Genomic DNA, 12888 nt, shown 5'->3' with positions numbered 1-12888 from the left:
TGCGCGCCATACCTCGTCCGTTTTGTCTATTTCAATGCTTCACGTCACGGTTTTTTCGTTAGTTCTAGTGCAGCCAGTAACAATAACGTAGCTTGCACCCGTGTCACTCCTGATTTAGCCAGTAACAGATGAAAGGCAATCAACCAGTTGACTTCGTCTGAAAAACGATTCCGTGCTCGCTCCCGATCGACGATCCGGGTCACGTAAATCCAATCAACACGTTCCATCGATGGTAATAACGCAAGAAGCGGCATTAAACGATCCCAAATAATGATTTCTCGCCGTTCAAGTAGTTCCCGCCAAGCAACGATTCGTTCTTGTTGCGCTGACGCATCCGGATGCGCTGCTAAGATCTGCGCCGTAATGACACGTTCACTCGTCCGTTCCATATATTGCGCAAGCCACTCTTCAAACGTATCAACGCGTTCTAAAAACGTATCTGGTAGTGGGTGCTGTTCAAGCAAAGTCGATGTCACGACATACTGCTTCGCAGCATTCAGATGTGGTCGTGTCGCATGCAAGCGTTCCATGTAGGGAAACGCATCAATCCCTTGTCGACGGTTCAGTACTTCATTGAGTGCAAAAAATGGTCGGACTCCTTTATCACGAATCAATCGATGTTTAATCTTCTTTTCAGCGACGATGATTTCTTCGATGAGGACATCAGGATCCGTGCTATTCAGTTGAACATGGGCAACGAGCAATGGTGTATAGCGGCTCCGTAACGCTGAAAAGCGAGATGTCTTGTGTTTGATCGTTCGCATCAGACGTTCGTAGACATTCTGCTCAAAGACAGTATCGTGAATCGTGTAGGACAGCGCAAAAAAACGATGGAAATCATGCGACGATTCCTCCCGCAAGACGGGATAGCTCTCATCATAATTCTCACAGAATTGACCGTACATCCTTCCACCTCTCCTTCTTTTCTATGCATCGTTTTCCCTAAAAATGGCTTGCACAATCATATTTTTAAACGCACAAAAAAAGCAACGGAACATGTCCATTGCTTTTACATTCTTTCAAATCGATTCAAACTCGTTGTCTCTCTAACAAACGGGAGAAATAACCACCTTGATCCATCAACTCGTCATGCGAGCCCTCTTCGACGATCCCGTCTTTCGTGACGACGAAAATCTTATCCGCATTCCGGATCGTCGCTAAACGGTGCGCAATGACGAGGGTCGTCCGGTTCTCAGACAGTTCGGCCAGCGACTCTTGGATGAGTGCTTCCGTTTCCGTATCAAGGGCAGACGTTGCTTCGTCCAGAATCAGAATCGGTGGATTCTTTAGGAACATCCGTGCGATGGCAAGTCGTTGCTTTTGTCCACCCGATAACTTGAGTCCCCGTTCGCCGATTTGTGTGGCATACCCATCCGGAAGATCCGCGATCATCGGTCCGAGGTGGGCACGTTCCGCCGCTTGCACGATGTCTTCGTGCGTTGCATTCAGATCACCGTAGGCGATGTTCTCAGCGATCGTCCCTGAGAACAAGAAGACATCCTGCTGGACGATACCGATTTGTTGACGTAGTGACTCCTTCGTCATTTGCCGGATATCAATTCCGTCAATTGTGATTGCGCCATCTAGAACATCATAAAAACGTGGAATCAAAGAACAGATCGTCGTCTTCCCTGCCCCGGATGTTCCGACGAATGCGACCGTCTGACCAGGTTCGACCGTCAGATTAATGTGTTCTAAGATTAGACGATCCGCTTCATATCCAAATGCGACATCCTTGAAGGTGATGCCACCGTTCAAGCGATCAACGACGAGCGCATCTGGCGCATCAGGTAAGGACGCATCTTCATCAATCATCGAAAGGAATCGCTTAAAGCCCGCCATCCCTTTCGGATACATCTCAAGCAATGCCGTGATCTTATCGATTGGCTTCAATAAGATATTCATGTAGAGAATGAAGCCGACGAGTTCTCCTGCCGTTAAGGCTTCGCGATATGTCAGGTACGCACCGACGACTAAGACGGCAAGTGTCATCAAACGAGTCGTCAAGTAGATGCCGGACAGGCTCTTACTCATGACCTTGTAGGCATTGATCTTCGACTGACGGAACGTTGCGTTGTCTTTTTCAAAACGCTCGATTTCGTAAGCTTCGTTCGTGAACGACTGGACGACACGGACACCGGAAACACTGTCCTCGACGCGTGAATTGACTTCCGCGATATTACCGTACATCCGGTCCCATGATTTATTCATCCGAACGTTCGCATAACTGATCAACCAGATCAGGAATGGCACAGCAATGATCGTCACGAGGGCAAGCGGCACATTGATCGTCAGCATGATCGAGAATGCACCAAGCAAGGTCATGACGGCAATGAACGCATCTTCCGGACCATGATGGGCTAGTTCCCCGATATCGAACAAGTCATTTGTGATCCGGCTCATGATATGACCCGTCTTTGTATTGTCAAAGAAACGGAACGACTGTTTCTGAACATGACTAAACAACTGACGACGCATATCGGTCTCGATATTAATCCCGAGCTTATGTCCGAAATAGTTGACGACGAATTGCATTAGCGTACTGATAACGTATAACGCTAATAATCCGACGCTGACAAGGATGATCCAGTTCATCTCTCCGTTTGGTAACAAGGAGTCGATGAACCATTTAACTGCGAGTGGAAACGCAAGTTCTAAAACCCCGACGAATAAGGCAGACGTGAAATCGAGCCAGAATAAACGTTTATGTGGGATATAATACTGATAAAAACGGTGTAACATGTGTAGCCTCCTTCCGAGTACTTCTAGTGTACTTGAACTTTTTTGAAAATACTCCTTCTACCTATTCGTTTTTTTGAAAAACGGTATTACAGTTTTCCAGACAAAAATTATATTTTTAATTCAGGGGAATCAGCACTTTTTATGACAAAATGGTAACAACGATTTTTACCTATCTCTTGGAAGGAGCTATGTCACGTGAAAAAGACCGTTCTCGCCCTCACGACGCTCGCTTTGGTCGGTACCACAATTCCGGTTTCAGCCGCGTCAACGACACTGACTTTGACGGATAACGTCAACATTCGCACGGCTGCCTCGACTTCCGCGAAGGTCATCACGACTCTAAAAAAAGGTACGAAGCTGACAGCTGTCAAGAAAGTCAACAGCTGGTATGAAATCCGCTATCAGTCGAAACCAGCTTTCATTACTTCAGCATACGTCAAAGCAACGACGGAAAAGGCTCCGACAACTACGACCTACATAACGAACACCGATGCCGTCAACGTCCGGCAAAAAGCAACGACGAGTTCGAAATCACTCGGAAAACTGGCAAAGAATACTGTCTTGACTGTTCAGAAACAATCAGGTGATTGGTACCAAATCACATATAAGAAACAAACGGCCTATGTCCATGCGACGTTAGTCAGTAAAAAGACATCAAACGTCATGACGGATTCCAAACCACCAGTGACGACTCCCGTCAAACAAGTCGTTAAAGCGGTCGATCGATCGAAAGTCTACACGGTTAATGCGAAGGAAGGCTTGAATGCTCGGACTGCTGCAGCGACGAATGCAAAAATCTACAAGACATTACCGCATCAGACGGTTCTTGATGTCACAGGTGCCGTTGATTCATGGTACCAAGTCAAGCTCGACGGAAAAGAAGCATATGTCGCTTCGACCTATGTCAAAGCTTCAACAAAAGCATCACCACCAACAACGCCGACGACGCCTGGAGTCTCTTTGACGCCGGTTGATGCTTCGAAGACGTATCGCGTCAACGCACCAACTGGATTGAATGTCCGTACGTTACCTTCGACGTCGTCTAAAGTCTTCACACAAGTCGGACACGGTTCGACAGTCAATGTCACGGGTGAAACGACAGGAAAAGATAGCGGCTGGTACCAGATCAAGATTGGAACTGGTCTTTACTATGTCGCGAAGAGTTACATCACGACGGGATCCGTCACGACGACGCCTCCGGTCACTCCAACGACACCACCTGTAACGACCGTTCCTGGTTCAACATTGATGGAACGTGCGATTTCGATTGGGCAACAATATCTTGGAACGCCATATCGCTGGGGCTCAAGCAATCCAGTCAACGGTGGCTTCGACTGCTCTGGTTTCATCAATTACACGTTGAATGCTGCTGGCTATTCTGTCGGACGGACGAACGTCAACGGTTACTGGAATGATGACCGTTATCTTGGGGCGAAACTTTCGAAACTTCGTCAGCCAACACGCGGCGATATCATCTTCTTCGAAAACACGTATGCCGCTGGTCCAACACATATCGGCATCATGCTGAACAACGACCAGTTCATCCATGCGAATGAACCAGCTCTTGGCATCAGCCGTCTTTCAGAACGTTACTGGACACAAAAGCTGTTAGGCTTTAAATCACTTTAAGACATTTTTCATCCATCCTTCGGGGTGGATGTTTTTTTGTCTTAACACCCCTTTTTGGGATATACTGGATATGGAAAGGATGTGTCCGCATGTCTTACAAAACACTTTATGTCCGACTTCTCTTTCTTGCCTTATTGATTTTTGGTGGCTCGATGCTCTTGTATTATATCCAGACGGGAGACGTCTATATCGGTCACTTGATCGTTTCCGTCGCCGCATGCGTCTTATTGATTTTCAGAAGAACGACATCCTCACACGAACAGGCATGAAGCGAGTGCGCTTCATGCCTGTTTTTTCGTCATTGAACATTAACCAATGCTTGTATCTCTCGCTCAAGATCGCCTTTGAGCCGTTCACTTTGAAGGTCATCCTTCAATCGTAAAACATCCTCCAGTCGTTCCTGACCAATCCCTCGTTGCATCGCCAGTACGAGCGTCTGTAACATCATCGCTTGGTCGAATCCACTCGCAGCAAGCCAGGCATCTTGCATCTCCCATATCTTATCGACGCTCTGCTGCAGCGTCTGATTCGGTAATTCGATGCCATTGACAAGGAGATGGACTTCGAGTTGTCCGATGTAATGTTTCGCGTCATCGATCGCCACAGTGACGAGTTTTTCCCACGCCATTTGCATGCCGTCCGTATCGTTTTCAAAAATCGCGATGAGTCCTTTCGTCAAATCGACTTCGATTCGTCCGACGGCAGTCGTTTCACTAAATGCAAAAAACTGCTCCAATCGATCAAACTCTTGCCGTGATTGTTCGATTTCCCCTTCTAGATATAAAAACAATCCGAGGAAACGTTGAAACGAAATGACATGATAATAGACATCTTGCTCCCGCATATACTGAACCCCTTCACGCAATAAGGCGATCGCTTCTGTATAGTGATCATCGAACAAACTTGCTCGGAGCGCACGCAAGATTTGGAAATTTAAATAGGTTTTTGGCGCCAGTGGAATCTCGCGTGGTACATCCATTGCTTCGATCAGCTCATACGCTTCCTTTGTCCGTTTGAGATTGAATAAAAAATAGACTTTCGAGATCTGAACGAGCAACTGCTCATCTTGACGACCGAGCTGTTGAAAAATCCGCTCTGCTTTCTCATAATATATCAAACCAAGCTCCGGGTCAGACGCTCGGAGGGCATCGCCGTATTTATGATAGACCTGCCCTTGCCAATAGGAAGTCGTTTCCGGAACCAAGTAAGGTTCTAGAAGTTCCTGAATTTTTTCGTCTGAAAAATATGGGGTATGCCGCGAACGGATTGTTTCGATGAGTTCCCGCATCTGAACATCTCGCGGATCGAGCATTAATTCTTCGACTGTCACCTGTAATCGCCTAGCAATCGCCTGTAAGGCGGGAACAGACGGTGTCGCTTTCCCATTTTCGACCATACTGAGCATTGACTTCGTGATGATGCCGGTCGCAACATCCGTTTGCGTCATTTTTTTCTGTTTTCGGATCTGTTTGATACGTTCCCCTAACACACTGGTCACTCCTTTTATCATAAAAGTTAAATTATATTGAACTTTATCTTTACATTTTTCTTCCACTCCTTTATTCTACACTAAAGTTCAATAAAATTTAACTCTGAAGGAGTGAACAGGATGTCATTTAATTTAAAGCGTGTCTTATTCGGAAAGTTTTGTTCATTATTCGCAGCTAGTCTCTTTACGTTCGTCGCCGGACTGACCGTCTTACGGGAAACGTCGTCTGGTTTTCAGTTTGCGCTCGTCCTGCTTGCAGGATCAGTGCCACGGATTTTGCTCTCACCGGTTGCTGGTGTCCTCGCTGATCGTTGGAACCGGAAACGAATCATCGTCATGACCGAAAGCTTAAGTGCACTCGTCTTGTTTGGACTTTTGCTCTATTCGTTACAAGCCCCTCTACATACCGTTCATTACATCATCGCTAGTGTCCTTTTGACGAGCCTGTCGACGTTCCTGTCCGTTACCTTATCAAGCTCGTTACCGCGACTCGTACAAGAAGAGGAGTTACAACGCGGGAACGCACTCTTCTCGACGATTCAATCGACCTCAACGATCACTGCTCCACTCGTTGCGGGACTGCTTATCGCCACTGTCTCCATCACGCAATTCTTGATCTTACCGTTTCTCTTGTTTGCTTCTGCTGCCTGGTGGAATAGCCGCCTCCGCTTTCTTGCAGTGGATACCTCTCCTCTGGTTACTACCGATACTCCGTCTTTCATCTCGGAGTTTAAAGAAGGCTACCGCTATCTGTTCCGTCAACCAGTATTGACGACACTCGTCCTGATGGCGATCGTCCTGAACTTCTTTTTTGTTGCTTTTGAAATCTTGTTACCGATTATTTTGCTCAATCGACTGCAATTCACACCATTTCGGTTTGGACTGGTCGAGTCCGCACTAGGTGCCGGTCTTCTCGTCGCTTCGTTGCTTCTTGCTTTACCTCGCTTTACGGTGAAACGTCCGTTACGCACGATATTCGAGTCGCTCTTTTTAATCGCCTCTTGTTATGCGCTTCCTGCACTTGCTTTACTCGGCTACGTTCCCTCTGCTCTACTACTACCCTTTTTCATGATTCTATTGTTCATCGACGGCATGCTCGTCTTACGGATGAACATTCCGCTACAACTCATCGTGCAAAAACAGACTGATCCAGCTTACCTCGGGCGTGTCATCGGTGTCCTTGAATCGGTCGCCATGGCGATGATGCCGATTGGTACCCTATTATTTGGTTTACTGAGTGATCATGTGTCTATCATCGTGCTACTTGCAGTCGGTACAGTCGGCTTGTTCGGTGCAGCGTTATTCGGATTCTTCCGATTGCGTAAAGACATCGTATCCGAACGCATTCCAGTAGTAGACGCAAAAAACACGTCCTCCCTCACTTCGTGAGAAAGGACGTGCGTATAAATCAGACTGTCGCTTTGACAGCGTCCATGATTAATTTTAATGATTGTTGTTTTGCTTGTTTGTCTGCGATCATCGAAGCAATCATCACTTCGTCCGTTCCATATGAATCGGCAAGCTCTTGTAATTGTTTCGCAACGGATTCCGGGTTACCGACGATCATCCGTTTCCGATTTTCAGCAATCCGGAACTGATCTTGGAACGTATACGGATACGCTGCTGCTTCTTCCGGTGTCGGCGTTCCTGTTGACGAGACCCCTTTTTCGAGTAAGAGCAGAGATAAATCAAGGCTTGACGCCAAACGTTCTGCTTCTTCCGTCGTTTCGGCACATGTAACGAAGATCGAAACGAGTGTTTGTGGTGTCTCATTAAACGACGTCGCCATGAAATTATGACGATAGTAATCCATTACTTCCTGACCACCCTGTCCATTGATGAAGTGAGCAAAAGCAAATCCGAATCCGCGTTGTGCGGCGTTCAAGGCACTACCACCACTTGATCCGAGCAACCAGCCTTCTGGTGTCGTATCGACTTCTGGTGTGGCGACGAGTCCCGCGAACCGGTGTCCGGCAGGTGCCCCGTCTTTCAGGTAGTCGACGAGATCATCAAGTTGCTCACCATAATCAGCTCCACCAAACCGTGGCGACGAACCTTCTTGTAACGCACGCGTCGCAAGGGGCATACCACCTGGTGCCCGACCGAGACCGAGATCAATCCGGTTCGGAGCAAGTCCTTCGAGGACACGGAAGTTCTCCGCAACTTTGTAGGCACTGTAATGTGGCAACATGACGCCGCCTGAACCAAGGCGAATCTGTTTTGTCACGGCTGCCATATACGCGATCAAGACTTCCGGACTCGAACCGGCTAGTGTTTTTGCAAAGTGGTGCTCGGATACCCACAGGCGATGATAACCGAGTTCGTCCGCGATTTTTGCGAGCTCGACCGTTTCGTGTAAGGCATCAGATGGGGATTGTCCTTTAGAGACCGGGGATTGGTCTAAAATACTAAGTTTCATATATGTCTCTCCTTTTTCTTTCGAATGCGTACTTACACTGTACGCCTCCTCGTTGTACCGTGCAACGAAACTGCTTCTTTCTGTCATGGGGACGTTTTTATTTTAAAATTCAGGGAACAATCCTTACGTGAGCATAAAAATCTAACGAATGAGGTGGAGCTACATGTCAACGCATACTACGAATCAAGAAGCAGTCGAAACGGTCAAGAAACTGATCGATAAAATCGAGACAGCGATGCTGACGACGATTGCAGCAGAAGGACTCGTATCGCGTCCGATGCAAACGCAGGATATTGAATTTGATGGTGACCTCTGGTTCCTCACTTCAAAAGAAACGGACAAGTATCAAGAATTACTTAAGAATCCGAGTGTTAACGTCGCGTACGTCGACAAATCATACGTCTCGATTCGTGGGACAGCAGAACTCGTCGAAGACATCGAACGAAAAAAAGAGCTCTGGAGCCCACGTTACGAAGCATATCTTGGAACGACATACGAAGATCCGAAAGTCGTCTTGATCAAGGTCAACACGGAAGCTGCTGAGTACTGGGAAACAGGAAACACGACAAAGTCCGTCAAACAAGTCTTGAAGAAAGTCGTCGGCAAAGACGATGAGAACGAAATCAATAAAACAGTCGACTTATCTTGACGAGTTAAACCCGCGCAGCTTGCGTGGGTTTTTTCATGTGAAGATAGTCGTTTTTCTCAAAATGATGTAACATAATAAAATGAACTAATACGTAACTTAACTAAAAGGAGTACAATCATGGGAGAATTTTTTACGTTATTACGCCGGGGTAACCGGTCTGCGTTGACGGCAGGCATCGTCAACTCTATCATCGCCATCATCAAGGCAATTGCCTACGTCCTGACGGGAAATGTCGCGATGTTCGCCGAAATGATGCATACGCTCGGGGATGCTGCCAATCAATTTTTCGTCTTCATCGGTTCTGCCCTCAGTAAAAAAGCACCAACGAAACGGTTCCCGAATGGCTTTGGTCGTCTCGTCAATCTCGTCTTGTTAGGCGCAATCCTCTTTGTCGGCATCATGGCCTACGAAACGATTCATGAAGGGATTGCCCACATCATCGAACCGACAGAATCGACAGGCTTCTGGATCACGTTATCCGTTTTATTCGCAGGGGTCGTCTTAGAAAGTGGTGTGTTCTTTAAAGCAATGCAGGAAATCGCGCATGATGCGAAATTGGACTCAAAAGGACCACGCCTCATCCTCGACAGCTTCCGGTCACTGAAGCAAGCAAAACCAGCGACACGCCTTGTGTTCCTTGAAGACTTAGTCGCAACGGCTGGCGGAATCGTCGCGATGATCGCCGTCATCATCTCACATGTGACACCGTTTCATCAGGCAGAAGGAATTGCTTCTATCCTGATCGGGCTGATGATGTTTTACGTCGTCGGAAACGTCTTCCTGCAAAACGCAGCTGGTGCACTTGGTGAAGCCGATGAGACGATGGCAGCACGTCTCGGCGGACTGATCATGAAAGACCCAGACGTCAAAGACATTAGTAAACTGGAAGTTATTAAAGAAGGCGATCATTTCCACGTCGAAGTTGAAATCGAAGTTGATCCGACGTTGACGATCGCTCAAGCAGACGACATCAAGGACCGCCTTGAACTGCAGATCCGTTTGCAACAAGGCATCATCGATGTGACGATCGGCTTTGACGAAGACGATAAGATTCAACAGTATGTCGTTGCTTCTGACGAGTCATGACACCGTTCACGCAAGATGTCCTGACCATCATCCGTTCAATCCCTGCTGGTCGGGTCATGACGTACGGGCAAGTCGCTCGACTCGCCGGTCATCCGCGTAGCGCACGACAAGTGGCGCGGATTCTTCACAGCATGAGTACGACGGAACGTCTACCGTGGCACCGCGTCCTTGCTGCTGGCGGAAAACTATCGCTCGAAGGCGATGAACAACGGCTGGCACTTGAAGCAGAAGGTGTCGAGTTCCTTACAATCCGTCAACTCGATTTATCGCGTTATCAAGTAAGAAGTGAATAGATGAAAAATAGAGGGATGACCGGTGTATGTACCAGTCATCCCTCTTTTTGTTGTTTTGAATCAAGCTTTTGACATACTCGAAGCCGAAGCAATTTGTCGACGTACTTCTGCTTCAAGCTGTGGTTCCGGTGGTTGCCAGCCTTCTGGTTTCATGACCTTTTGGTCAGATTCTCGGAAGATTGGTTTTCCGTCCGGTCCAAGCTTCGCCATATTGGCACGTTGAACGATCTCAAACAATGGAGCCGGATCAAGCCCGATCTCAACAAAGCTTCCCATGATGAAGTAGAGCGCGTCCGTCAAGGCATCCCCTTGTCCAACGAGTCGTTCGACATCTGTTTCGGGTTGTTTCATCTGGAGCGATTTTTCGACCGCTGTATCAAGCCCTGACTTGAAACGTTCGATCGCCTCGAGGAACTCTGCTTCACTTGTCGCCGTTTGATGCAAGAATTCAACGACCGCTTCTTCTGCCGTCCAGGTCGAGCGTTTAATCCCACGATCAACCGTCATTGGTGTTGGCGTCGTTGCACCAGGGTGTGAAAACACACGGTGGAATTCCTTTACGTCTTGATAATAATTTGTCATACCGATCATCCCCTTTTACCGAATGTCTCCATTCTAACAGGTTCAGAACCGGAGTTCGACTCATTGATGAACGACGTCGAGTAATGCCATCCCGCGCGTGATTAATTCATCTCGCTGTGCGGACGTTGCTTTTAAACGCTCGAGATCAGCGACCAGACGTGGTTGGTCGACTTCATCCGCTAACTCAAGTAATTCGAGGCGGAGTAACCAAGCGTCCGGTAACTGGACGAGTGTCTGGTCGATTAGTTGCGGCAACCGTTCCCGACCGGCTCGTCCTTCGCGAATCTCACGAACAACTTCAAAGATTGGATCAGCCGCTGTCAACGGACGCTCGATTCGTTCGAACTCGATCGTTTCTGGAATTGGCTTCAGTGCTTCAACTTCCGTTCCCGGGAATGCTGACGTGATGTCACCGACGATCAATTCCATCCGGTCCATCGTCATCGTTTTCCCATCGTTCGAGAGCGTTGCTACTTCTAAGACGACGAGTGCCCGGTGACCATTGACGTTTTGAATTGCTGTGATGTCACCTGTGACGTGAACATTTCCTTCCGCCCAGTCGAGACGTTCACCGACTTTGACTTGCATCAATACTTCGTTCAATTCCTTGCCGTGAAGGAGTGTAAAGCCTTCCGGATGATCTGCAAGTCCTTGACCTGTCAACACTTCACCGTTTGCAGCCAACGCTGTCGGTCCAGTCAGTTTGACGATATGCAGCGAATCGTGAATTTCTTGCGTTTCAGGAACACCGACGAGTGAGAGACCGCTGTCGAAAACGAGCGTCGACAGGTTGCCTGATTCAACGGCTTTCGTCAGTCCGTGGATGCCACCGCGAATGTAGGACATCGATTGAGCGAATTCTTCAAGTGCGTCGCGGAGTTGTTCAAACGATTCACAGACGAAGAGTTCTTTTTGCATGCTCGTCACGTCATGTTTCGTCGCAAGTGCTTTTTCAAGCGAGAATGGATGTTTAACGACCGCGTCCGTCAAACAATGGCGACTTTCACCGACTGATGATAGAAGACCTGCCCCGTAGATTTGTGGGTTGTCGATATCACCGATCAAACCGAATTCAACCGTCCACCAGAACAGACGTGAGATTTCGTTCGCTTCCGAAATCCCTTTGACGTGTGTCCGTGTCTCTGCAAGCTCAATTTCAGCTTGTTCGATATCGGCTGACGTCGAGAATGGACTCTCTTTGACGATCGTCAATTTCTTTAGTGCCTTGAATACGTCATGCTCGGCTTTATGATTAAAGGCATGTGCCCCGATCTCACCGAAGCGACGAACGAATTCCGCGTAGACCGGATTCATCAAGATCGGTGCATGCCCCGCTGCTTCGTGCAGAATATCCGGTGCTGGTGTATAGAGAATGTTATCGACCTTCCGGATGTCGGTTGCAATCGGTAATAAACCATGTCCTTGGAAATCGAAGAAGGCGACGCCAGGAATGAGACCATCGACAGCGACTGTTCCCCAGCCTCCACGGCTTAGGTTCGCTGTCATCTCACGTACATCTGGAATCCGTTCCGGGCTGATGCCCGATGCAACAAGCCCTTCGAGGTATGCTGGATGTGCTGTATCTTGTAACGTATTTAAATTCAGTCGCATGACGTATCTCCAAACGGCATGATCTGTTGGCGTGTAGTCTTCGTAGTGCTGTGGTGCGACATGTGGACGTAAGTGACTTGGAATGATTGGTGTAGACATATGAGTTCCCCCTTGAATGAATGTAAGATAACAAAAAAGCCCCTGCCGAACGTATCGTTCGACAGGGGCGACGAAAGCCGCGGTACCACCCTGATTACCCAGTCATCAACTGAGTCACTCATGATTGGGATAACGGTTTGCTCCGCTCGCTTATGCAAGAAGCTCAGAAACTGTAATTCAACACCATCTGTGTACACGTTCGCAGCGCCACGTGCTCTCTGAAACAGGGAGATGGTCTTTACTTCGGTTTCATCATCGCTTAATCTTTCGTTCTGTTATGCTGTTATAC

The 12888-nt window shown here is 47.9% G+C and carries 12 protein-coding genes and 1 other annotated feature; of the genes, 6 read left to right on the top strand and 6 right to left on the bottom strand.

Annotated features, from left to right (window positions below):
• Nucleotides 1-44: 44 nt before the first annotated feature.
• Nucleotides 45-905 (bottom strand): DUF4003 family protein, encoded by an 861-nt coding sequence (locus tag ACY2IG_RS05770; protein WP_035408756.1) that lies wholly within the window; start codon nt 903-905, stop codon nt 45-47.
• Nucleotides 906-1029: 124 nt separating this feature from the next.
• On the bottom strand, nt 1030-2742 hold the full coding sequence (locus tag ACY2IG_RS05765; RefSeq protein ID WP_035408758.1) for an ABC transporter ATP-binding protein: 1713 nt from the start codon (nt 2740-2742) through the stop codon (nt 1030-1032).
• Nucleotides 2743-2937: 195 nt separating this feature from the next.
• Here ACY2IG_RS05765 and ACY2IG_RS05760 point away from each other — a divergent pair, with 195 nt between their 5' ends.
• Entirely contained in the window at nt 2938-4371 is a 1434-nt protein-coding gene (locus ACY2IG_RS05760; protein ID WP_375091484.1) for a C40 family peptidase, read from the top strand.
• Nucleotides 4372-4460: 89 nt separating this feature from the next.
• Nucleotides 4461-4640, top strand: coding sequence for a hypothetical protein (locus ACY2IG_RS05755; RefSeq protein WP_462618464.1), 180 nt, complete (start codon nt 4461-4463; stop codon nt 4638-4640).
• Between the two features lie 29 nt (nt 4641-4669).
• Here the strand turns inward: ACY2IG_RS05755 and ACY2IG_RS05750 are convergent, their stop codons facing one another.
• Nucleotides 4670-5860: a helix-turn-helix domain-containing protein gene (locus ACY2IG_RS05750; RefSeq protein WP_375091483.1), complete on the bottom strand. Its 1191-nt coding sequence runs from the start codon at nt 5858-5860 to the stop codon at nt 4670-4672.
• 120 nt (nt 5861-5980) lie between these two features.
• Here ACY2IG_RS05750 and ACY2IG_RS05745 point away from each other — a divergent pair, with 120 nt between their 5' ends.
• Nucleotides 5981-7249 carry an MFS transporter gene (locus tag ACY2IG_RS05745; RefSeq protein WP_462618463.1) on the top strand — a complete coding sequence of 423 codons (1269 nt, stop codon included), beginning with the start codon at nt 5981-5983 and terminating at the stop codon, nt 7247-7249.
• A 19-nt stretch (nt 7250-7268) separates the two neighbouring features.
• Here ACY2IG_RS05745 and ACY2IG_RS05740 read toward each other — a convergent pair whose 3' ends face one another.
• Nucleotides 7269-8279 carry an LLM class flavin-dependent oxidoreductase gene (locus ACY2IG_RS05740; RefSeq protein ID WP_035408770.1) on the bottom strand — a complete coding sequence of 337 codons (1011 nt, stop codon included), beginning with the start codon at nt 8277-8279 and terminating at the stop codon, nt 7269-7271.
• Nucleotides 8280-8442: 163 nt separating this feature from the next.
• Between ACY2IG_RS05740 and ACY2IG_RS05735 the strand changes: the two genes are divergently transcribed.
• The 3 genes from ACY2IG_RS05735 (at nt 8443) to ACY2IG_RS05725 (ending at nt 10307) form a co-directional block, all read left to right on the top strand.
• Nucleotides 8443-8928, top strand: a complete 486-nt coding sequence (locus ACY2IG_RS05735) for a pyridoxamine 5'-phosphate oxidase family protein (RefSeq protein ID WP_035408773.1) — start codon at nt 8443-8445, stop codon at nt 8926-8928.
• Between the two features lie 117 nt (nt 8929-9045).
• Nucleotides 9046-10014: a cation diffusion facilitator family transporter gene (locus tag ACY2IG_RS05730; RefSeq protein WP_035408776.1), complete on the top strand. Its 969-nt coding sequence runs from the start codon at nt 9046-9048 to the stop codon at nt 10012-10014.
• Nucleotides 10011-10307, top strand: coding sequence for an MGMT family protein (locus ACY2IG_RS05725; protein WP_035408778.1), 297 nt, complete (start codon nt 10011-10013; stop codon nt 10305-10307). Before ACY2IG_RS05730 ends, ACY2IG_RS05725 begins: the two co-directional genes overlap by 4 nt.
• Nucleotides 10308-10367: 60 nt before the next feature.
• Here ACY2IG_RS05725 and ACY2IG_RS05720 read toward each other — a convergent pair whose 3' ends face one another.
• Together ACY2IG_RS05720 and ACY2IG_RS05715 are read right to left on the bottom strand one after the other, a co-directional pair.
• Nucleotides 10368-10889 carry a pyrophosphohydrolase domain-containing protein gene (locus tag ACY2IG_RS05720; RefSeq protein WP_462618462.1) on the bottom strand — a complete coding sequence of 174 codons (522 nt, stop codon included), beginning with the start codon at nt 10887-10889 and terminating at the stop codon, nt 10368-10370.
• Nucleotides 10890-10949: 60 nt separating this feature from the next.
• A complete protein-coding gene (locus ACY2IG_RS05715) occupies nt 10950-12599 on the bottom strand; it encodes an aromatic amino acid hydroxylase (RefSeq protein ID WP_462618461.1) in 1650 nt (549 codons plus the stop codon).
• Nucleotides 12600-12659: 60 nt separating this feature from the next.
• Nucleotides 12660-12864, bottom strand: a binding site (T-box leader).
• Nucleotides 12865-12888: the final 24 nt, after the last annotated feature.

This window comes from Exiguobacterium sp. EF_C8 (genome assembly GCF_054956715.1).
This window is presented reverse-complemented; position numbering and strand designations above follow the sequence as displayed.

Coding starts and splice junctions, on each gene's coding strand:
- ACY2IG_RS05720 (WP_462618462.1), bottom strand. CDS start 10,889: ATGACAAATTATTATCAAGACGTAAAGGAATTCCACCGTGTGTTTTCA.
- ACY2IG_RS05725 (WP_035408778.1), top strand. CDS start 10,011: ATGACACCGTTCACGCAAGATGTCCTGACCATCATCCGTTCAATCCCT.
- ACY2IG_RS05745 (WP_462618463.1), top strand. CDS start 5,981: ATGTCATTTAATTTAAAGCGTGTCTTATTCGGAAAGTTTTGTTCATTA.
- ACY2IG_RS05730 (WP_035408776.1), top strand. CDS start 9,046: ATGGGAGAATTTTTTACGTTATTACGCCGGGGTAACCGGTCTGCGTTG.
- ACY2IG_RS05765 (WP_035408758.1), bottom strand. CDS start 2,742: ATGTTACACCGTTTTTATCAGTATTATATCCCACATAAACGTTTATTC.
- ACY2IG_RS05770 (WP_035408756.1), bottom strand. CDS start 905: ATGTACGGTCAATTCTGTGAGAATTATGATGAGAGCTATCCCGTCTTG.
- ACY2IG_RS05735 (WP_035408773.1), top strand. CDS start 8,443: ATGTCAACGCATACTACGAATCAAGAAGCAGTCGAAACGGTCAAGAAA.
- ACY2IG_RS05740 (WP_035408770.1), bottom strand. CDS start 8,279: ATGAAACTTAGTATTTTAGACCAATCCCCGGTCTCTAAAGGACAATCC.
- ACY2IG_RS05755 (WP_462618464.1), top strand. CDS start 4,461: ATGTCTTACAAAACACTTTATGTCCGACTTCTCTTTCTTGCCTTATTG.
- ACY2IG_RS05715 (WP_462618461.1), bottom strand. CDS start 12,599: ATGTCTACACCAATCATTCCAAGTCACTTACGTCCACATGTCGCACCA.